This window comes from Gordonibacter faecis, from assembly GCF_030077735.1.
GTDB classification, from domain to species: domain Bacteria; phylum Actinomycetota; class Coriobacteriia; order Coriobacteriales; family Eggerthellaceae; genus Gordonibacter; species Gordonibacter faecis.
In genome coordinates this window covers 97,574-116,663 of record NZ_JASJEU010000008.1, presented here as the reverse complement: position 1 = coordinate 116,663, position 19,090 = coordinate 97,574, and the positions used below count along the sequence as shown (strand labels likewise).

Sequence of the window (19,090 nt, the reverse complement as noted above, 5' to 3'; positions counted from 1 at the left end):
CCCCGGAGCGCGGCGCTCGTTCACGGCGCTTATTATCGCGCAGTTTGGCTACTTTCTGCCCTTGGCTCGGGACTTTTGCGGCTTTTCTTTGGCCTTTGAACCCTTGGGCACCTTCGACTGCTTTTGCTGGCGCGGCTTGAGCTGCCGGCCCTCGTCGTACAGCGGCAGATGAATGGTGAAGCAGGCGCCTTCATCCTTGCGGCCTTCCACCTGCACCCAGCCGCCGTGACGGTCGACGATTTCCTTCACAACGGCCAGGCCAATGCCCAAACCGCCGCTTTCGCGGTTGCGCCCGGCGTCGGCACGCCAGAAGCGGGAGAACACCATCTTGCATTCCTCGGGCGTGAGGCCGATGCCCGTATCGCGCACAGCGATGGAGGCCATAATGTCGCCGCGCTTCACGCTGACGGTGATGTGGCCGCCCTCGGGCGTGTAGCGCACGGCGTTCGAGATGAGATTCGCCGTGGCCTGGCGAATCATGTCCGCGTCGCCCAGCACGCGCACGCCTTCGTCGGCAACGTATTCCAGCGAAAGGCCCGAGTCGGTAACGAACGCATCATGCGTGGCAATAATGCCGCTGATCAGCTGCCCCACGTCCACGACCTCTTCCTTCATGGGGTTGGCGCGGTTTTCCAGACGTGACAGTTTCAACAGCGAATCTACCAGGCGGCTCAAGCGCTGCACCTCGGAGTTTACCGTTTCCAGGTGCTCGGAGTCGGCTTCGAACACGCCGTCGACCATAGCCTCCACCGTGGACTGGATGGCCATAAGCGGTGTACGCAGCTCGTGCGCCACGTCGGTAGTCAGGCGCCGCTCAAGTTCGCGGTCCTTCTCTACCGAGTCGGCCATCTCGTCAAACGTTTCGCCGAGGCGGGCTATCTCGTCGTCACCATGGAGGTCGGTGCGCGCCGACAGGTCGCCTTCTTTGATGGCCTTCGCCGTTTTCGTCATGCGGTTGATGGGACTCACCAGGTTGCGCGCGAACAGGAAGCCGATGCACGAGGCCAGCAAGATGGCCATGGCGGCTGCGAACAGCATGGCCTGGTAGGACTTGCTGCGGAATTCTTCGTCGGTGGAGCGCAGCAGCGTGTCGGAACCCAGCACCCACACGCGCACGGAGCCCACGGCCCTATCGTGCACAATAATGGGAGCTTGCGCGGCGTTTTGCATGTCCATCTTCTGTGGCGCAAGCGACAAATCCTTGCTGATGCCGGTGGACGTGCCCTTGCCGTCGCCGCCTTCGTCATCATTGATGAGCGTGGAGTCGAACACGGTCAGCCCGCGTGGGTTAGCCTCCGGGTTCGTGGAGTCTATCACCAGCATGCCCACACCCGGCGTCACTTCAATCATGGCGCGCGCCGGGCCCAGTGTGGCTTCGTCAAACGTGCCGCTAGCCTCGTATTTCACGGCGATGTTGGCGGCCGTAATTTCGGCCACCGATTGCATGTTTTCGCGCGTGTACGTTTGGAAGTGCTGCTCCCACACAAAGGACACCACGCCTATGGCCACCAGCGCGGTCATGGCCGCGATGAAGGCGAATGCCGCCGTCACGCGGGTGGTGTATGAAAGGTCTGCCCAGCCCGACCGTTTACGCTTGCGCGCGTTGGCGTCGTCCGCCCCCGCCTTGCCGATGGGCCCGGTCGTCGCCGAATCCTGCACGCTGCGTCCCTCCTGCACGGTGGGGTTCACTTCGACGCCGAAGGCGCCTATTGCGAAACCTTGGTCGGATCCTCAAAACGATAACCCACGCCGTGGACGGTGTGGAGCCACTTCGGGCTGCGCGGGTTGTCGCCAATTTTCGCGCGCAGGTTCTTCACGTGGCTGTCGATGGTGCGCTCGTAGCCCTCGAAGTCGTAACCGAGCACCTTCTCCACCAGCTCCATGCGCGAATACACGCGGCCGGGATAGCGCGACAGCGTGGTGAGCAGCTTGAATTCGCTGGCCGTGAGGTCAATTTCCTCGTTGTTGACCAGCACCTTGTGGCCGGACACATCAATGGTGAGTTCGCCGAACTCCAGCACCTCGCGCTGCGGTTCGCTGTCGGCATGCACGCGGCGGAGCAGCGCGCGGGCGCGGGCCACCAGTTCGCGGGGGCTGAACGGCTTCACCAAATAGTCGTCGGCGCCCAGTTCCAGGCCGATGATGCGGTCTTCCACTTCGCCCTTCGCCGTGAGCATAATAATAGGTACGTCGGAGTTGTCGCGAATGGCGCGGCAGACGCGCTCGCCCGGTACGCGGGGCAGCATAAGGTCGAGAATGACCAGGTCGAAGTGGTGCTTCGAGAATTCCTCGAGCGCCTCCTGGCCGTCGCCAACCGCCGTCACCCAGTAGTTTTCGCGCTCCAGGTACGCCGTTACGGCATCGCGGATTGCCTTTTCGTCTTCAACAAGCAGTATGCGTCGCGTTTCGTTGCTCATGAATACCACCTCAAGTCGTCGCCAGCTGGTAAAGCACCCGGTCGCGCACGTGGCGCATTCCTTGCCGAGCGCCCAGGTCGTGTTTGCGTTTATTGTAGCAATTCCCCTTGGACCGGCTGGAACCCGTGCAGGAAATGACACAATAAACACCATGGTAACCCGCAGATCAACACATGCCAACCACGCCCGGTCAGGTGGCGCGGCCAAACGCAGCGCCCAGCGGCGCGGCAGTTCGGCTGGCGGTGCCCTGTATGCTGGCGGAAAAAAGGACGCGCGCGGCGGGCACGTCGGAAATGTTGGCGGCTTTGGCGGTGGCCCTGGCCTGGGATCGAACTCCACGCGCGCGGCGGTCAAGCGGAAGACGCGCGGTGGGACCCAGCAGAAGGCTGGAAGCGCGGTGGCCGGCGGTGGTGCCGGTGGCGTGCATAAGCGTGGCGGTGGCAGCAGTGGCGCTGATCAGGGCGTACGCGTTCCTACCCCCACAGGTGGCGAGATTCTGCTCACGCGGCGTCACTTCCTGTTTGGTGCCTTGGGCGTGGGTGCGCTCGCGGCCGCAGGCGGCGGTGCCTCGGTGCTGCTCAAGAAGCGCGAGGAAGAAGCCGCAAGCGACATCACCGTGCTAGAAGTTCCCGAAGCGAACGTGACCACGCTGGCCGTTGATGACGAAGAGAGTCCCTTCACCAAGTTGGACGACACGGCTGAGCGCGTGGAGTTGGCCGGGCGCTACGAGCTGCCCTACGGCACGCTGCTGTGGGCGACGGGTGATGACGTGGCCGCATGCCTGCTTCCCAACGATACGGCAAAACCGCTGGTGCACGTGGGTATTTTGTCGCTGGGTTCGGGGGATCTGACCACCGTGCTGGAGCAGGCCGTCGGTCAGGATGACGGGTTCGACGTGTACGACGCACGAGCCACGGCCTCGGGCCTGGTGTGGACCGAGGCCAACATCCTTGAGGGCATTTGGCGCGTGTACGCCGCGCGGCTGAGCGGGGGTACCTTGGGCGAGCCGCAGCTTTTGGACGAGGGCGACTCCGATTGGGAAACGCCTACCATTGCCGCTGCGGGGTCGCACGCGTTTTGGCAGGTGCTGCCGAAGGTGAATGGCCCGTACAGCACCGAGGACTCCCTGGTGAAGCGCGCGGCCTTCGGCGCGGCTGAGGCTGAGGTGGCTTACACCTCGCACGGCCGCCTGTGCACGCCGCCCTACGCACTGGCCAACGGCGTGGTTATCACGCCGCGCGCGGACACGTCCGGTACGTATTACCAGCTCACGCTTCTGGATGCCGATTCCGGCGAGGTGCGCGACACCATGGTGCTCCCCCGGGCAATGCGCCCCTTGGAGGCCGGCTACGGCGACACCGGGTTCACGTTTTCGTTCGACGCGTGGTACCAGTACGGCGACGGCATCTCACACATTGGCACGTACACCCCGCTTGAGGGAGTTTCGGACGGAAATTACAGCGGCGCGCCCTGGTTCTGCTACAGCCGCACGCCGTCCGCTGCGCCCGCCTGGTGCGGCGGCGCGTTCATGGTGAAAAGCACGCGCACCGTGAACGGCATCGACCTGGCCACCAAGCAGTACTTCCTTATTGAACCCGAAAACGGTGCCGACGACTACGGCGAATACCTGGCCTCCACCGGCTCAAACAACGTCGTAGTAACCTACGCCAACATAGACGACAAACCCCTCAACGGCGAACCCAAAAAATACTGCCTCGTAAGAGTTTGGCGGCCGCTCGCTTAAGGACCTGCCCGCTTCGGTGCGTTGGGGTCGGGAGGTACGGCGCTCGGGCAGTCCTGAGCTCGCACGGATAGCCCACTGGGCTATCCGGCTCGTGCGGAACTCGCGGCGCACCCCCATCCCCTTCGCCAATCGAGCTGCCTTTCGTTGCTCACTATGATAAATTGATCTGTTAGGTAATCTTACTTTTGGCTTGCAACCTTACGAAAATCAAGCGCGAATCAAGTGGAAATCTAACAGAAATCAAGCGCAAAAATGGGTATTGAACTGGGAAAATAGTGTCTTTTAAAAGTGGGTTTGAATTGTTAAAATAAATGGGTCAGCGATGCTCGATTGAACCTGGGGCGACGCTTCCGAAAGGAGGTGGTCGTCATGGACATCCTATTCGTACTTGCAGCTTGCTGCACTATAGGTTCGTTCGCCTTGGACGTTATCGTTCTCGTGTTAGGGAGAGTGCCCATTAAGCAAAAGAAGGATCGGTAGCGGCAACTACCGATCCCGAACTTAATGCGTCGCCCGTACAGCGTTTTCAGAACCACGGGCATCGCTGACATTGATATTATAGCACGCGTTCCTTAGAATTCTAGGGCTTTCAGGCGGTCGAACACGACATCTTTACGGGTGAGGAAATCCCAAGGGTCGAAAATTTCGTCGAGCACTTCTTTGCTAAGATTCGCCTCGGGATCGGCCTCAAGGTTTTCGCGGTACGTGGGGCCGTCCACGGCGTTCTGGATGTCTTCCCACACCTTCATGGCGTTGCGCTGCACGATAACGTAGGCGTCCTCGCGGCTGATGCCCGTATCCACCAGCGCTAGCAGCACCTTCGAACTGAAAATCAGGCCACGCGTGCGCCATAGGTTGTGCTCCATCTTGGCCGGGTAGGTTTGCAAACCGTCGAGCATCCACTGCATCTTGCCGAACATGTAGTCCAGCGCGATGAAGCTGTCGGCCAGCGCCACGCGCTCGGCACCGGAGTGGCTGATGTCGCGTTCATACCACAGCGCCACGTCGTCGAACGCCACCTGCGCGTTGCTCTTCACCACGCGAGCCAGGCCACACACGCGTTCGGCTGTGATGGGGTTGCGCTTGTGCGGCATGGCGCTACTCCCCTTCTGGCCCTTCGCGAACGGCTCTTCAGCCTCGATGACGTCGGACTGCTGCAGCAGGCGCACCTGCATGGCGATGCTCTCCAGCGTGGAGGCTGTCACCGCGAGGCCAGCCATGACCTGGGCATGACGGTCGCGCGCAAGCACCTGCGTGGACAGCGGATCGGGCGTGAGGCCCATTTTCTCGCACACGTACTGCTCCACAAACGGGTCGATGCTGGAATACGTTCCCACCGCACCCGAAATAGCGCCGGTGGCGGCCACCTTGCGCGCTTCTTCCATGCGCGTTTGCGCGCGCTTGAGCGCCCAGGCCCAGCTGCCGAACTTCATGCCGAACGTCATAGGCTCAGCGTGAATTCCGTGCGTACGGCCCACGCACAACGTTTCTTGGAACTCAAATGCGCGGCGCTTGCAGGTTTCGCCCAGCTGCTTGATGTCTTCCAGAATGATGTCGATAGCTTGCGTGATCTGGTAGGACAGCGCCGTGTCGCCCAAGTCGGACGACGTCATGCCGTAGTGCACCCAGCGACTCGGCGGCTCGGTGCCCTCCGGAATATCGGCGTCAATGTACTCGGCCATGTTCGTGGTGAAGGCGATGACGTCGTGGTTCGTCACCTTCTCAATCTCATCGATGCGCTCCACGGTGAAGTTGGCGTGCTCGCGAATCCACGCAGCTTCTTCCTTCGTGATGCCGGATTTGCCCAGCTCAGCCTGCGCCTCGCACGCCAGAACCTCAATTTCCTTCCAAATTTCGAACTTGTTTTGCAGCTCCCAGATGGCCCCCATCGCGGGGCGCGTGTAGCGGTTGATCACGCCGATCCCTTTCCTCTGCCAAAGTTGATGGGATAACTATATCGCAGAAGAAACGCCCCGCGTGCCATTCCACGGAAAGCGCCGAAGCGGAGAGTGCGGCGGGACGCGCTTATGAGAAGTGAGCGTAGTAAGTCAGCGAGTCTGTCTGTGGGCCGCAGGCCCTCGGAGCCTACAAGCCTTTGAACAGCGCGCGCACTTGATCTAGCACGTCTGTATCAGCAATTACGATGGCTTTGTCGCCGGCGTACAGCACCGTGTCCTCGTTCACCACTTCGACGTCGTCCTTTGTTGAGACGGCTACCAGCAGGCTGTCGTCGGGCATGGGAACGCTTGAGGCCAGTATGCCGGCCTCGTTCGAGTGGTAGCGCATGCGCGGGACGGTGACCTCGGCCAGCGTCACGTTGCCGTGCGTCAGCGACGAGGCCACGCTCACGCTGCCCAGCAGCGTCTCTTCCTCAATGAGGTTCGCAATCAGCGTGGTGGACGACACGCTTTCGATGCCCACCTCGCGGAAAATGCGCAGGTTCTTGGGGTTGTTCACGCGCGCGATGCAGCGCGGCACGTTGAACACGCGCTGGGCAATTTCGCATGACACCAGGTTATCGTCGTCCTGACCGGTAGTGGCCACGAACACGTCGGCTTTGCGAATGCCAGCATCTTCCTGATACTTCGAGTCGCACCCGTCACCGTGAATGACCAGGTAGCGGCCCTCCAGCACAATGGACAGGTGGTCGGCCGTCTGTAGGTTCTCCTCAATCACAGCCACGTCGTTGCCGCTTTGCAGCAACACGTTAGCCAAATATTCCCCAATCTTCCCGCCACCAGCGATGATGATATACATAGCTACTCCCTAGTCCTGAATATACTTTGAGAACGATTCAATCAACTCGTGGCGGACGCAGGCGAGGACTGAGTCACCGTGGTAGAGGATGGAATCGCGCGTGGGAATGGACGAGGCGGAACCGTCGCCGCGTTCGAACGCGATAATACGCACGTCGTGGTCGCGCTCCATCTCGGACACACGAATGGTGCGCTGATCCGTCTCGCGCCAACGCAAGTCCAAGGAAAAGCGTAGAATTTCGAATTCGCCAAACGTGTCGATATGAGCGCCGTGGCCCGACACAATTTTGCTGAACACGTCCTCGGCCACCAGCGACGTGCCGCACACATGGTCGATACCCAGCTGCATGTAGGCGCGCTCGTGGTCGGGGTTGTACAGGCGCGCGATAACATGCGGCACACCGAACAGGCGGCTTCCCACCTCGGCCACCATGAGGTTCGTGTTGTCGAATTGCGTAACGGCCGCCATGACGTCGCAGTCCTCCACGCCGGCCTTGATGAGCGTTTCCTCGTCGAAACCGAGGCCCTGAACCGTGGAGCCGTTGAAGTTGCGCCCGAGATTCGCGAACGCATCGGCGTTACGGTCGATAACGCACACATTGCTGCCGTTGTCTGACAGCATGTTCGCCAGCTGCGAGCCTACACGCCCACAACCGACGACAATAACGTTGCTCATGCCTGTCCTTTCTTGGAGCGCCGCTGCGGCGCTATCCGTGCTGAGGCATAGCATACTGCAATCGCCGCACATCAGGCGCATATCGGCACCGTTTGGCAAAAAAGCTGCATGGGTGGGAGGGCTTGGGCGGCCGCGCCGGCCGTAAACCGAGCAGCCCCTAAAACAGTTCCGCCGGCTCTCGGCCGGCGGAAACATTAGATCGATTTCATTTGTGCGAGTGTGCTCGCAAACCAATGAGCGGCGTTGGGCGGACAGTACGTAACTGCCGCATTGTAGGTGATTGAGTAGCCATACACGCTGGCCAAGCCTGCCACGTGCGCATTGATGGCCTCTTCCCAACTGCCCCAACTCGACTGGCCCCAGCCCCACGCATTGCAGGGAAGGAAGCAGTGGGCACCCTTGGTGCTTTCGGTGTTGGAAATAGCGGGTGACCAGCGGGGATCAACACCGTTGTCCCAGGCGGCCGTGGCAAAGGTGACGCCCTGCCCCGCCAGCGGCGAGCCAGCCAAATACGCATCAATGCGGGCCGTCCACTCAGCGATGAACGCGTCTCGGCCCACCGACCAGTCAACATCGGCCAAACCGTCAAGCGCCGACGTGGTAGCTTCCTGAGAAACAACCGCTTGCTGCTGCGCTTTGGCGCTTTCGACAGCGGCCACGCGGGCCTCTTCCTCAGCGCGAGCAGCTTCTTCGGCTGCTTTGCGGTCGGCTTCTTCCTTGGCCTCAATGGCCTGGATGCCCTTGGAAATGTCGCGCTTCGCCGTAGTGGTAAGCGCGGTGTTTGCGTGCGAATCCTGCGAGTCGGAAGACGTATAGTTCGCAAGCGTCAGAGAACTTTCGGAAGCAGGGGCGCTCAACGCGTCAATGCCGAACGCATTGACCTCTTGGGCGCTGCCGCCTGCAGAAGCGAAGCCAAAGCCGATGCCGCCAGCTACCACCAAAGAGGCGCAACCAACCGCCGCGACTTTCGCGACGATGCTCGACTTCCGCTGCTTGTATCGTTTGCTAGCCAAATCCTCGATTACCTTTCTTTGAACAGCGTGCGACTATACCGCCAAGGCGGTGACAGCGTGGTAGGTTGTAAGGGAGTGGTTGCTGCCGAGGGGCGCTATGCTGTTTTGTCGAAGTGTATTTTAGCCCATGGGGGGTGTTCGGGGCAAAAAAGTGTGGAGACGGCCTCCACGTTTTGTTCGCTTGACAAATGCAAAAACCGCAGAGGTGCAGGTGGCTCTCCATGGTTGGCGCACGCGGGTTTTTCGAACGCCTTCACCGTTTGTGAAGTCTCGCGGTGAGCGGTAGCGTCTATAGCGCCGCCGCAATGGTTATAGCAAAGGGAAGTACGAACTCCCGACCGTACGGAAGCACCAACACCAAGGAATCCACGGCTCCGGGAACCGAGTACCACGCCAGACCGACGATGCAGAACATGACGAAGCACGCACCGGATGCCAGTTTCCATACGGGCGAATGTGTGACGGCACCAATTAGGGAAAAACCAGCCATGACCAGCAGCAATGGCCACAAATGCACCACCATGGTGATGAGGGTGGCCCATGCGGTCACGCCAAGGCTCATGGGGAGAAGCGTGCCGCCCAGGCAAAACAACGTGAGACCAGCAACGAAACGGTCGGTGCGATGGCCCGGCGCGCCGGGAACCACCATCTGCACGATGCCGACCACCGCAAGCACAAGCGGCCAGAATTGCCACCAGGATACGCCGTCGATGTTTTTACCCAGCAGCATGCCTACGCCGACGAACAGGAGGAATGAACCTACCCAGATGCCTGCGGTGACGGCACCGTCGCGGCGTTCGGCGGCAGAAGGTGCGACCGGGGCGACGGGTACGGGTGCGGGCGCGACCGGGGCAACCGGCGGTACGGGCGGCACCGACACCGCAGGTGGCACGGACGCGGGCGCGGCGGACGCGGGCGCAACCGGCGGCACCGGCGAAACCCCCGCCCCCGTCCCCGGTTGCTGCGCATACGGCGATTGCGGCGCAACCCCGGCTACCGGTGGCGTTTGCCAATTCGGCACCTGCCACCCGGGTGGTTGCCACCCGGGCGGCGGAGTTTGCCAACTCCCCGGCCTTCCCTGCGCCCACGCGGCCGCAGCGGCGGCGGGCGGCTCGGGAGGAACATGCCCAGCTCCCACGTACGGCTGTGAAACGCGCGCCTGCTGCACGGATGCCGCCTCAGCAGCAGCGTGAGCAGCCTCTTCCGTACGCAGACGCGTCGGCTGATACTTCACTTCCCCATACGTGTCGGAATGGACGGACTGGGGGGCCACCTCAACCGGGCCCACCTCTTTGGGTGCCAGCGGCAAGATCATCCACAGCACCACATACACCAACGCAGCCGCACCCGCCGTGCCAATCGTCAGCACCACCGCAAGGATGCGCACTATCACCGGGTCTACGTCGAAGTGCTCGGCCAAGCCAGCACACACGCCGCCCAGCAGGGCGTCACGCGAGCGCTGTAACCGAGTATCTTCCGTCACGCTTCCTCCTGGTCGTAGCCTCTCTCAGCACCTTCGGCAGCCTCGGCACCTTCGCCGTTCGGCCCCACTTCGCGCGTTACGCGCACATTCGAAATGCGCCGTCTGCGCATCCCCTGTATCTTGAAGCGGTAACCCCCAATGGAAAACTCGTCGCCCACCTGGGGAACCACATCCAGCATGCTCATGAGCCAACCGGCGATAGTTTCGTAGTCGTCCGATTCCGTCACCGGCCAGCCCAGCTTCAGCGCGTCTTCCACGGGGAAGCGCCCGTCCGCCAGCCATTCGCCGTCCTTCAGGGGGGTGACGTATTTGTCCTCGATGTCCGACTCGTCGATAATCTCGCCGACAATTTCCTCCACAATGTCCTCGACCGTAATTAAACCATCGGTGCCGCCGTACTCGTCAACCACGATGGCCATCTGTTGCCTATTCGTTTGCATTTCGGAAAGAAGCGGGAAGATGTCCTTCGTTTCCGGCACGAACAGGGCCTCGTAGGCGAAGTCCGCCACCGGCTCGTCTTCCTTGCCGTCCATGAGCGGCGCCAGCAGGTCTTTGTAGTGCACGATGCCCACAATGTGGTCGATGTCCTCATGGTACACCGGCAGGCGCGAATAGCCGGTGCCGCGCATGCGGTCGATGGCCTGGCGCACCGTTTCCACGTCTTCCACCAGCATCATGTCCACGCGCGGCTGCATGATTTCGTGCACGGTCATGTCGCCCAGGTCAAGGATGTCGTGGATCATGCGCTTTTCGTCGTCTAACAGCTCGTCGTTGTCGGTGACCATGTACTTGATTTCTTCTTCCGACACGTTCTGGCGCTCGTCGGCATCTTTGATACCCAGAATGCGCGACAGCACATTTGCCGAGGCCGATGTCAGCGCCACCAGGGGCGATACCACTTTTTGGAACACGCTCAAGGGGCCTGCCACCGACTTGCTCACGCGCTCGGCGTCGGCCAGCGCAATGCGCTTGGGCACCAGCTCGCCCACCACAATGCTGAGGTAGGACACCACCAGCGTGATGAGAACAGGCGCCAAACCAGGCGCAATGAGGGCGAGCCACTCCACGCCAAAGCTAGACAGCCACTTCGCCAGCGGGTCGGACAAATTCGTGGCCGCGGCGGCCGAGGCGAAGAAGCCCACCAGTGTGATGGCTACCTGGATGGTGGCCAAAAACTGGCCCGAGTCGCTTGCCAGGCCCAGCGCGCGCTGGGCCTTCTTGTCACCTTCGTCGGCTTCTTTTTGCAACAGCACGTGCTTCGCGTTAACAAGAGCCATTTCCGACATAGAGAAATAGCCATTCACCAGCACTAACAGGAAGGTAACGACTATGCTAATCCAAATGTCCATGATGCTTGGGTTTCACTCCTTCATAAGGCGGTGGGACGCGGCCGCGCTTCTGCGGGGCCGCCGGGCGCCAAAGCGCCTTCGCCAAAGGGGTGCGGACGGTTCGCGCCGCTCCCGCTCCGGCAAACCGTGGGGCTGTCATGCCCGCGCGCTCGTGCACGCACCGCTTACATAATATAGTAGGCGATGGCGATGAACTGGCAAATGCTGCCCGCCAACACCCACACGTGAAAAATCGAGTGCATATAGGGAATCTTTTTCAGCACGTAGAACACGCAACCGATGGTGTAACACACGCCGCCGGCCACCAACAGCCACAGGCCCGTTGTGGGAAGCGCGGCCACCAGCTGGGGCAAAAACCACACGACGCTCCAGCCCAGCAGCAGGTACAGCACGGCGGAAATCCAGCGCGGGCGGAACACCCAGAACGCTTCGAACGCCACGCCCAGAAGCGCCACGCCCCACACAAACGCGCAGAACCACATTCCGCCTGAATCGGCCAGGGAGATGAGGCAAAACGGCGTGTACGAGCCGGCAATGAACAGGTAGATGCAGCTGTGGTCGAGCACCTTGAACACGCGTTTCGCGCGCTCGTTGGTGACGGCGTGGTAGAGCGTGGACATGGTGTATTCCAACAGCATGGTGGCGGTGTACACCAGCGACGCGAACAGGTAGATGCCGCCGCCGTCTGCGGATGCGCGCGACAGTAGGATGGCAATGGCCACGCACGCGAGCACAATGCCCAAGCCATGCGTCAGCGAGTTCGCTACTTCTTCGCCACGCGAGTATTCGCGCACTGCGCGCTTGGTGTTCGCGGCGCTTGCCGAAGCAAGCACGGCCGCAGGGGAATGGGATGAAGGCGTGGTACTTCGGCCTTCCTGACCGTCGGATGTTTCATGTTTGTTCATGGTGCCTCACTCTATCACATTTGTACGGGGCTTGAGCCAGTCAAGCCATGCCGCAGCATCTTCCGCGCGAGCGTCAATCAGACGAACGGTGGTGCCGCCCACGCCCGCTGCCGTGCGCGCGCTCACCGTGGCGGTACCGGCGCGACGCTGAAACGGGTTTGTTTTGGTGGAGCCGTACTGAATTTTCTTGCGCGGGAAACTGATGGTTTCGCGCGAGAAGCCGCCGTTACTTATCTGCATGAAGCGCTCGTTGTAGGCGAAGCCGGTGCCGCGGAACCAGAGCACGGCGCCTATCAGGTCAAGCACCAGCAGCGCGACGCACAGCGCGTAGGCTATATACGCACCCATGTTCAGCAGGGCAAGTGCCTCGGCATCGGGGCCGGTGGCGGGAATGAACAGGTTGCAGCACACCTGCGCGATGGCCACCATCACGGCCAGCCAGAAGCCCGTGCCTTGGATGATGCCGCGACGGATGAGGGCACGGCGCAGGGCCACGGGGGCCACCGGAGTGCTTTCCACGGGCACGTCCGCGAACTCGGGGATGATGCCCGCAAGAATTTCCGGCACGCGATTCAGCTTGACGAAGGGGTGCACTACCAGACCTTGGGTCAGGCTCTTTTGTTGCTCGTCCGAACTGTTAGCCATGGCGTCAATCTTGCCGAGCGACAGTTCGCAGTAGCCCAGCAGGCGGCGGATGAAGCTTTGCTTCACCATAACGGACTGCACACGGTCGATGGACACGCTTTGATGTTGGTGCTGCAGCAGGCCGTGCTCCACCTCGATGCGGTTGTCGCGGCGACACGCGCGGAAGCCGCCGAACGAGATAAGCGTGCCGATGATGGAAAGGAGCCAGGCCGCCGCCACGAACAGCAGCACCGCTGCGACGCCTGCGGCGATAAGGCTGCCGCCGAACAGCTGCGCGCTCCAGGCGAGTACGCTGTTCACCAGGGGGTTACCCTCTCCCATGAACAGGGGCACTATCTCGCCGGCGAACTGCGCGACGCCACCCAGCACGCCGATGATTATAAGCACCAGGGCCGTGTTGTTTGACAGGCCGGTGAACACGAGCTCCTTGTTGCTGAGGCCGTACTCGTAGGTGACCTGTCCGGTGTCGATGGCTGCGCCACCGAACACACCGCGCACGTCTTGCCAGATTTCGGCGGGGGCGTCCAGGACGTTGTGGGGGAGGTTGGCGGTGGCGGGTGCGGGGGCGCCGGGTATGGTGGGGGCGCCGGGGGCGATCGGTTGGCCAGGGGCTCCTGGTTGGCCGGGGGCGCTGGGGGCAACCTGCGGCATCATGACGCCACTGGCGGCGGCAACCGCCTGGGCGGCTTGCACCGGGTCCATACCATTCTGCACCGCCGTGACGAATTGCTTGCGGGCGAACAGTTCCGTGCGCAGCTGTTCCGCCTTCGACTTCTGCACGTAGGGCACCGAAACGGCCTTGTTCGTAGAGCCGCCTGCCGTGTCAATGCTCACGGTACACACGCCAAAGATGCGCTGGAGCAGCGACGCGCGTTGGTCGACCGACTGAATGCGCTGGTAGGGCACGTGCACGCGCTTTTTGTTGAAGATGCCAGAGTAGAGGTTGAATTCCTCGGGCCCCAGCTCGTAGTAAAGGTTGCGGTACGACCACCATTGGAACAGAAACACAATACCAATGATGAGCAGCAGCCCACCGAACGACAGTCCTATCACCAAGAGAACGATGGGCAGGTCGCTCCCGAGGGTTTCGCCTTCCGCAAGTGCCCCGGCAATAGCTGAGAACATCGAGATGACCATGACAACAAAGATGCTGACGCCCACCTGAATGCTTCCCAGCCAAATGTAGCTGTGGTGAACATGCTGGCGCTCAGGTTCCTGCGGGACGGCCGGTGGCTGGTAGGACGGTTGTGCAGGCATGGGCGCGGGCACAGGCTGTCCGCCTGGTTGCGGCGAATAGGGTGCGCTTTGGTAGTACGCGGGCTGCGTTTGTGGCTGGCCTTGCGCGTCCGGGTACGGCGGCTGCTGCGGGTACGGCGGTCGCTGCGGCTCGCCCGGCTGAGAAGGCGATTGCGGATAGTCGGTCATCACACGTCCTCCTGAGCGAGACGTGCCAGTTCGGCCGCCTTATCGCGCAGCTGATCGGCCGTTTCCACATCCAAACCGGGAATCTCGTGTTCGCCGGCCGCCGTGGCCACCGTCACGCTGGACAGGCCAAACGCGCGCAGGATGGGGCCTTGGCGCGTGTCGGTGTTCTGCACGCGAATGAACGGGATGATGAAGCGTTTGCGCCATATGATGCCGCGCGCGATGTCCAGGTAGTCGTTCGACAGCTCGTAGCGCCAGCGCACGAAACGAATGGGCGGCAGCACGATGAGCCAGATGATGAGGCACGCAAGGTAGACGACGGCAATGGCAATCAGCGTGATGGTTATCCAACCGGCCGGCTCCACGGCTGCCGCAATGGCAAAAGGCACAAAGCAGCAGATGAACACCACGGTCAGCCAGATGGCATCGTTGATGCGCCACACGTTCTTAATTTTTGGATTGAGTTGGTTCGCAGGCAGGTCTCTCATGAATGTCCCTCGTTCAGCGGTTTGCTGGGTTATGAAACCATCATAGCAGAGCACAGGGTTACCTTCGCGTGCACCCCACACCTGTAACAAGGATTTTGCTTTCCCCCACAAGGGCTTTCGTGGGCGGAGGTATGCGACGCGTCGCCAGGAGTGGCTTACGTGGGCGAAGCTGTGACACGTCGCCGGGCGGGACTTTTCGTGGGCAAAAGCGTGTGGCTACTTTACCGTTAGCGTGTGAAAGTTATCGCTGACGCGGTTCGGTTGAACGATTATTTGCCCTCCCCCTGTTGTTGTACACACGCCGAAGAGCAGGTATGATGCAGATTGGCAAGAAGGAGATGAACTTCACAATGCATGCCTCAACCAACCGACACCCCGCCCCGCTCCGCCACGAAGCGGGCTTCACCTTGGCCGAACTACTGGTAGTAGTAGCCATAGTCGGCGTCCTGGTGGCTATTGCCATCCCCACGTTCATCACCCAGCTTGAGAAGGCCGAGGCCGCCACCTGCGAATCCAACCGCCGCTCGCTCAAGAGCATGGTAACCATAGAAGCAATGTTCAACAAAGATGCCGATCAGGCTGGATATTTGGAAGGCCTGCTCATCGACTGCATGAAGCAACTAGGCGACCAAACCAACGGCAACTCCCTCTGTCCCAAAAAAGGATCATACTCAATTCAGGGCAATCTAGAAACCGGCGGCATAGCCGTAAAATGCAGCATCCACGGCTTGGGCATGGACGAAGAATTGTATTTGGGCATTTTAGATTTTGATGGCAGTTGGTATCACCAGAAAGATGAAAACGGAAATGACCTTGTCGATGAATACGGAAATGTCTTAAAGGGAGATTCTGGAATTAGAATTGCATACGCTATAAAGAATGGCTTAAAAGAGTGGCCTTCTGTTGAGGGCATCGGAAAAAATAATAAGACAGGTACCTTATATATTGAATTCAAAAGCCTCGAAGCAAATTCCTCTTCGGCTTTCCTTTACGCTGGAACAAATCCGGATCCCAGGAAAAACGACTGGACGGCTTACTACATATGCGACAACAACGGACTTCTTGGCGAAAGCAGCAAAGGTCAGTGGTACCAAGTCCCCAATGGTGTAGGAATAGGCCAAAGCACATCCGATGCAAGAGCAAAAATGCTCGAAATCTTGCAGCAAAACCAAAACAATAAAGTGAATCTTGTTAACGGGAAATTTGAGGCGGCGTCTTAATAGCTGCATTCATTTTTTCATTAACTTTTTCATCGCGAATAAAAATAATTTTTTAATCGACTGATTTTTCGCAAATTGTTTCACGTGAAACATTGCTGGCTCTTTTGGTCATCCATTCGTTGTTCCTTTTCTCTATCTTTTTTCATTCTTTTGTTGCTCTTTTGGCCATTTATTTTTTGTTCACTTTTTCATTCGTTTTTTGATGTTCGATTTTTTATTGCGCGTGTTTCACGTGAAACATTTTTTGGGGGGCAACTTTCGAAAAATTGATTTTTTGAGGGGTGTTATTGGGAATGAATCCTAGTAATAGCAATAATTTTTTCGTTTTTTATTGTTTCACGTGAAACATACGTGACAGGTGTTCAGCGGGGTTACATTTTGAGAGTGAGTGTGGGGTATACTCCGGGGTGAGATATGAGTGCTAGTGAAAGTGAGACGTAGCGTGAAGTATGACGAGCTGAAAGACGAGATCAAGGCCGCAATGAAGGCGAAGGATAAGCCGCGGCTGTCCATCTTGCGCCAGGTGCATGGCGAGATTAAAAACATCGAAGTGAACGAGCGCCGCGACATCACGGACGCCGACGTGGACGCCATGCTCAAGCGCCTCATCAAGCAAACGAAGGAAACGCTCGACGGCTCCATCAAGGCCGGCAACGACCAGGAGCGCACGGACATGCTCACCGAGCAGGTGGCTATCTTGGAAGGTTATCTGCCCAAGCAAGTTTCGGGCGATGAACTGGTCGCCCTCATTGGGGAAGTGCTGGCGGAAACGGGCGCGTCTTCCAAAAAGGACATGGGGCGCGTCATGGGTGCGCTCACGCAGAAGACGTCCGGCAACTTCGACAAGGCTGCCGCAGCACAAGAGCTGGGCACCCGCCTCTCATAAGATGAAACGAATTCCCGCGCTCGTCAGCTTTTCTTGCGGGCGCGCGGAGCCCCTATAGTGCACACGACATCGTCGTCGGTGAGGTCTTCAGCCTTCTTAAACACAATCAAATCGCCCGGTTGGCACTGCAAATGCTCGCACAACGGAACAAGCGTCGAAAAACGGATTGACTTGGACTTTCCCACTTTCAGGCGCGAGAGATTCGGCGGCGTTATACCCACCAACCGCGAAAGCTCGTTCAGACTGAGTCCGTGCTTTCGCATGAGTTTGTCCATCCTGATTACGAGGGGCATTGTGTTGTCGCCATCCCCTTCCTCAACTGCGGATTCACCTGGTTTGACAGCACGTGACTGGAGGTACACATACCGCCAAAGTTCGCTAAGCATATCATAATCTTGATGAATGCAGCCCGACACTACATTCATCCCAACCTCTGAAACCAGAATCAACATTGGTAGGCGCATCCGCATGTATCGAACGCGGCAAGGCCTGTCGGTTCGCATGCTAGCCCGCATGACGGGCGTCGACCGCACTAACATCGCCGATATCGAAAGCGGCCTTCAGAACGCCATCGTTGATACCCTTACGCGCCTTGCCGACGGACTGGGCATTGAGCTGGGACTATTCTTCTTCGACGAGGATCGCATCATTCCGAACGATGCCAATTAGCCCTTCACTCGATCGTCTTTCTTCATCGGGAAAACCGGGAAGGCGAGCCGCGTGACCCGCCTTCCATAACGTACTCGCATCGCTTGCTCGAATCATGTCCGCGCAAGCGATACTTTAGATACCGAAAAGGTAGCTGACCTGTTCATCCCAGCTGTCCTGGTCAACAGCCCAGGTGTCGCCCGTCTTTTTCAACTCCAAGCTGATGTACTGGTCGGTCATATCGGCCGTCTTTTCCATCGCGGCGTTGAAAATTTCGCCGAGACGCGCCTTCGCGGTAGCTTCGTCCATCTGCTCGCCAGAGTTTGCAAATTCCGTCGCATCGTTCAGGAAAGCGCTCAGGAACGCGTACCCGTCGCGCAGCGTGACATCGGCGTAAGCGCTGCCCGTGCCATCACTGAACGCGTAGACGCCGTCCAGTTTGTAATCGAAGTCGGCCACCAGCCACTCCGCGAACGCCATCGGCTCAACGCCCAGCTCGGTAAGGCTATAGCCCGATGAAGTGGAGAACTCGTCATCGAGTTCGGCCGCCAGCTTCTGCATGAATGCGGCGTCCTTGTTCTTGATCTTGTCGAGCTCAGTCTGAACCACGGTCTGGACCTTTTGCTCTTCTTCCGTCAGAGTCACGCTGGAATCGTTCGTCGAAGAGGACGAGACGGGCGTCCGGTCGATCGCGTCGGACTGCGAAGCCACGTACGCAAGCACACCCATACTCAGCACGATATACAGGATGAACGCAATCACCGACAGCACAATGCCGATGATGCCGCACACCTTGCCACCCGTTGTTTTGCCGTCCTTGCCCGATTCCTTCACGGCCTTACCCGCCATCACGATGGCAATAATGCCCAGGATGATGCCCACAAGCGGCAACCCCGCGAACAGGATAGCGAGAACACCGCACACGAGCGCGCCTGTGGCTTTGCCGCTCTTCTGCATGGGCTGCTGGTAGTAGGGCTGAGCCGGCTGACCGTAGGGATTCACCGGCTGACCAGGTGCGGGCTGCTGGCCGTAAGGCATCGGCTGACTCGGCTGCGGCGCATACGGCTGCGTTGGCGGCTGCTGGTAGGGCTGCGTGCCGGGCGCGGGCGGCTGTGGTGCGGGTGCAGCGACGGGCTGAGGCACGGGTGCGGACTCGGGAGCGGCCGTGGGCTCAGCTTCGGGAACCGGTTCGCTAGCGGCAGGCGCGGGATCGGCTGCCGGAGCAGGCTCGGGCACTGGCGCGGGCTCGGCAGGTTCAGGCTTCTGCGGCTCCTTGTCAAAATCATCTGCCATTATGGCTCTCCTCTCGTTCAGGCGCGGGCCATTCCCTGTGGCCATCGAACCAGGAGCTTCTCCCCCCGGTTGTCCCCTCGCGCGTACTATAATCAATTTTGTTACTATACTATAGGATGACGAAGGCCGATTCGAAAAACGA

The 19,090-nt window shown here is 59.8% G+C and carries 17 protein-coding genes; 4 read left to right on the top strand and 13 right to left on the bottom strand.

The features are described from left to right. Window positions 1-48: 48 nt before the first annotated feature. Window positions 49-1,659 (bottom strand): sensor histidine kinase, encoded by a 1,611-nt coding sequence (locus tag QNJ86_RS04820; protein WP_283831460.1) that lies wholly within the window; start codon window positions 1,657-1,659, stop codon window positions 49-51. Between the two features lie 47 nt (window positions 1,660-1,706). Beyond that, window positions 1,707-2,417 carry a response regulator transcription factor gene (locus tag QNJ86_RS04815; protein ID WP_103264709.1) on the bottom strand — a complete coding sequence of 237 codons (711 nt, stop codon included), beginning with the start codon at window positions 2,415-2,417 and terminating at the stop codon, window positions 1,707-1,709. A 151-nt stretch (window positions 2,418-2,568) separates the two neighbouring features. Between QNJ86_RS04815 and QNJ86_RS04810 the strand changes: the two genes are divergently transcribed. Beyond that, window positions 2,569-4,161, top strand: a complete 1,593-nt coding sequence (locus QNJ86_RS04810; RefSeq protein WP_283831459.1) for a Tat pathway signal protein — start codon at window positions 2,569-2,571, stop codon at window positions 4,159-4,161. A gap of 572 nt (window positions 4,162-4,733) precedes the next feature. Here the strand turns inward: QNJ86_RS04810 and purB are convergent. From purB to QNJ86_RS04765, 9 genes are all read right to left on the bottom strand, one after another. After that, window positions 4,734-6,077, bottom strand: coding sequence for an adenylosuccinate lyase (purB, locus tag QNJ86_RS04805; protein ID WP_283831458.1), 1,344 nt, complete (start codon window positions 6,075-6,077; stop codon window positions 4,734-4,736). Window positions 6,078-6,246: 169 nt separating this feature from the next. Continuing rightward, window positions 6,247-6,918, bottom strand: coding sequence for a potassium channel family protein (locus QNJ86_RS04800; RefSeq protein ID WP_283831457.1), 672 nt, complete (start codon window positions 6,916-6,918; stop codon window positions 6,247-6,249). Between the two features lie 9 nt (window positions 6,919-6,927). Then, window positions 6,928-7,593, bottom strand: a complete 666-nt coding sequence (locus QNJ86_RS04795; RefSeq protein WP_283831456.1) for a potassium channel family protein — start codon at window positions 7,591-7,593, stop codon at window positions 6,928-6,930. 194 nt (window positions 7,594-7,787) lie between these two features. Further along, window positions 7,788-8,606, bottom strand: a complete 819-nt coding sequence (locus QNJ86_RS04790; RefSeq protein ID WP_283831455.1) for a CMP-2-keto-3-deoxyoctulosonic acid synthetase — start codon at window positions 8,604-8,606, stop codon at window positions 7,788-7,790. Between the two features lie 289 nt (window positions 8,607-8,895). Continuing rightward, entirely contained in the window at window positions 8,896-10,089 is a 1,194-nt protein-coding gene (locus QNJ86_RS04785; protein ID WP_283831454.1) for a PspC domain-containing protein, read from the bottom strand. Continuing rightward, entirely contained in the window at window positions 10,086-11,438 is a 1,353-nt protein-coding gene (locus QNJ86_RS04780) for a hemolysin family protein (RefSeq protein ID WP_283831453.1), read from the bottom strand. The genes QNJ86_RS04785 and QNJ86_RS04780 overlap by 4 nt, the downstream gene beginning before the upstream one ends. 164 nt (window positions 11,439-11,602) lie before the next feature. Further along, window positions 11,603-12,343: a PAQR family membrane homeostasis protein TrhA gene (gene trhA, locus QNJ86_RS04775; RefSeq protein ID WP_283831452.1), complete on the bottom strand. Its 741-nt coding sequence runs from the start codon at window positions 12,341-12,343 to the stop codon at window positions 11,603-11,605. A 6-nt stretch (window positions 12,344-12,349) separates the two neighbouring features. After that, entirely contained in the window at window positions 12,350-14,413 is a 2,064-nt protein-coding gene (locus QNJ86_RS04770; RefSeq protein WP_283831451.1) for a PH domain-containing protein, read from the bottom strand. Next, a complete protein-coding gene (locus tag QNJ86_RS04765) occupies window positions 14,413-14,901 on the bottom strand; it encodes a PH domain-containing protein (protein WP_283831450.1) in 489 nt (162 codons plus the stop codon). The genes QNJ86_RS04770 and QNJ86_RS04765 overlap by 1 nt, the downstream gene beginning before the upstream one ends. A 314-nt stretch (window positions 14,902-15,215) precedes the next feature. Here QNJ86_RS04765 and QNJ86_RS04760 point away from each other — a divergent pair, with 314 nt between their 5' ends. Further along, entirely contained in the window at window positions 15,216-16,121 is a 906-nt protein-coding gene (locus tag QNJ86_RS04760) for a prepilin-type N-terminal cleavage/methylation domain-containing protein (protein WP_283831449.1), read from the top strand. A gap of 442 nt (window positions 16,122-16,563) precedes the next feature. Further along, on the top strand, window positions 16,564-17,007 hold the full coding sequence (locus tag QNJ86_RS04755; RefSeq protein ID WP_283831447.1) for a GatB/YqeY domain-containing protein: 444 nt from the start codon (window positions 16,564-16,566) through the stop codon (window positions 17,005-17,007). 23 nt (window positions 17,008-17,030) lie between these two features. Here QNJ86_RS04755 and QNJ86_RS04750 read toward each other — a convergent pair whose 3' ends face one another. Beyond that, window positions 17,031-17,282, bottom strand: coding sequence for a helix-turn-helix domain-containing protein (locus QNJ86_RS04750; protein ID WP_283831501.1), 252 nt, complete (start codon window positions 17,280-17,282; stop codon window positions 17,031-17,033). A 127-nt stretch (window positions 17,283-17,409) separates the two neighbouring features. Between QNJ86_RS04750 and QNJ86_RS04745 the strand changes: the two genes are divergently transcribed. Then, the gene (locus tag QNJ86_RS04745) at window positions 17,410-17,676 is read left to right on the top strand and encodes a helix-turn-helix domain-containing protein (protein ID WP_283831446.1); all 267 of its coding nucleotides are present in this window, start codon (window positions 17,410-17,412) and stop codon (window positions 17,674-17,676) included. 114 nt (window positions 17,677-17,790) lie between these two features. On the opposite strand, the gene QNJ86_RS04740 is transcribed toward QNJ86_RS04745, so the two are convergent. After that, on the bottom strand, window positions 17,791-18,948 hold the full coding sequence (locus QNJ86_RS04740; protein WP_283831445.1) for a DUF4190 domain-containing protein: 1,158 nt from the start codon (window positions 18,946-18,948) through the stop codon (window positions 17,791-17,793). Window positions 18,949-19,090 lie beyond the last annotated feature (142 nt).

Excerpts from the sequence above, each read along its gene's own strand:
- QNJ86_RS04815 (WP_103264709.1), bottom strand. The coding sequence starts at position 2,417 with ATGAGCAACGAAACGCGACGCATACTGCTTGTTGAAGACGAAAAGGCA.
- QNJ86_RS04810 (WP_283831459.1), top strand. The coding sequence starts at position 2,569 with ATGGTAACCCGCAGATCAACACATGCCAACCACGCCCGGTCAGGTGGC.
- QNJ86_RS04800 (WP_283831457.1), bottom strand. The coding sequence starts at position 6,918 with ATGTATATCATCATCGCTGGTGGCGGGAAGATTGGGGAATATTTGGCT.
- QNJ86_RS04795 (WP_283831456.1), bottom strand. The coding sequence starts at position 7,593 with ATGAGCAACGTTATTGTCGTCGGTTGTGGGCGTGTAGGCTCGCAGCTG.
- QNJ86_RS04780 (WP_283831453.1), bottom strand. The coding sequence starts at position 11,438 with ATGGACATTTGGATTAGCATAGTCGTTACCTTCCTGTTAGTGCTGGTG.
- trhA (WP_283831452.1), bottom strand. The coding sequence starts at position 12,343 with ATGAACAAACATGAAACATCCGACGGTCAGGAAGGCCGAAGTACCACG.
- QNJ86_RS04770 (WP_283831451.1), bottom strand. The coding sequence starts at position 14,413 with ATGACCGACTATCCGCAATCGCCTTCTCAGCCGGGCGAGCCGCAGCGA.
- QNJ86_RS04765 (WP_283831450.1), bottom strand. The coding sequence starts at position 14,901 with ATGAGAGACCTGCCTGCGAACCAACTCAATCCAAAAATTAAGAACGTG.
- QNJ86_RS04760 (WP_283831449.1), top strand. The coding sequence starts at position 15,216 with ATGATGCAGATTGGCAAGAAGGAGATGAACTTCACAATGCATGCCTCA.
- QNJ86_RS04750 (WP_283831501.1), bottom strand. The coding sequence starts at position 17,282 with ATGGACAAACTCATGCGAAAGCACGGACTCAGTCTGAACGAGCTTTCG.
- QNJ86_RS04745 (WP_283831446.1), top strand. The coding sequence starts at position 17,410 with ATGCAGCCCGACACTACATTCATCCCAACCTCTGAAACCAGAATCAAC.
- QNJ86_RS04740 (WP_283831445.1), bottom strand. The coding sequence starts at position 18,948 with ATGGCAGATGATTTTGACAAGGAGCCGCAGAAGCCTGAACCTGCCGAG.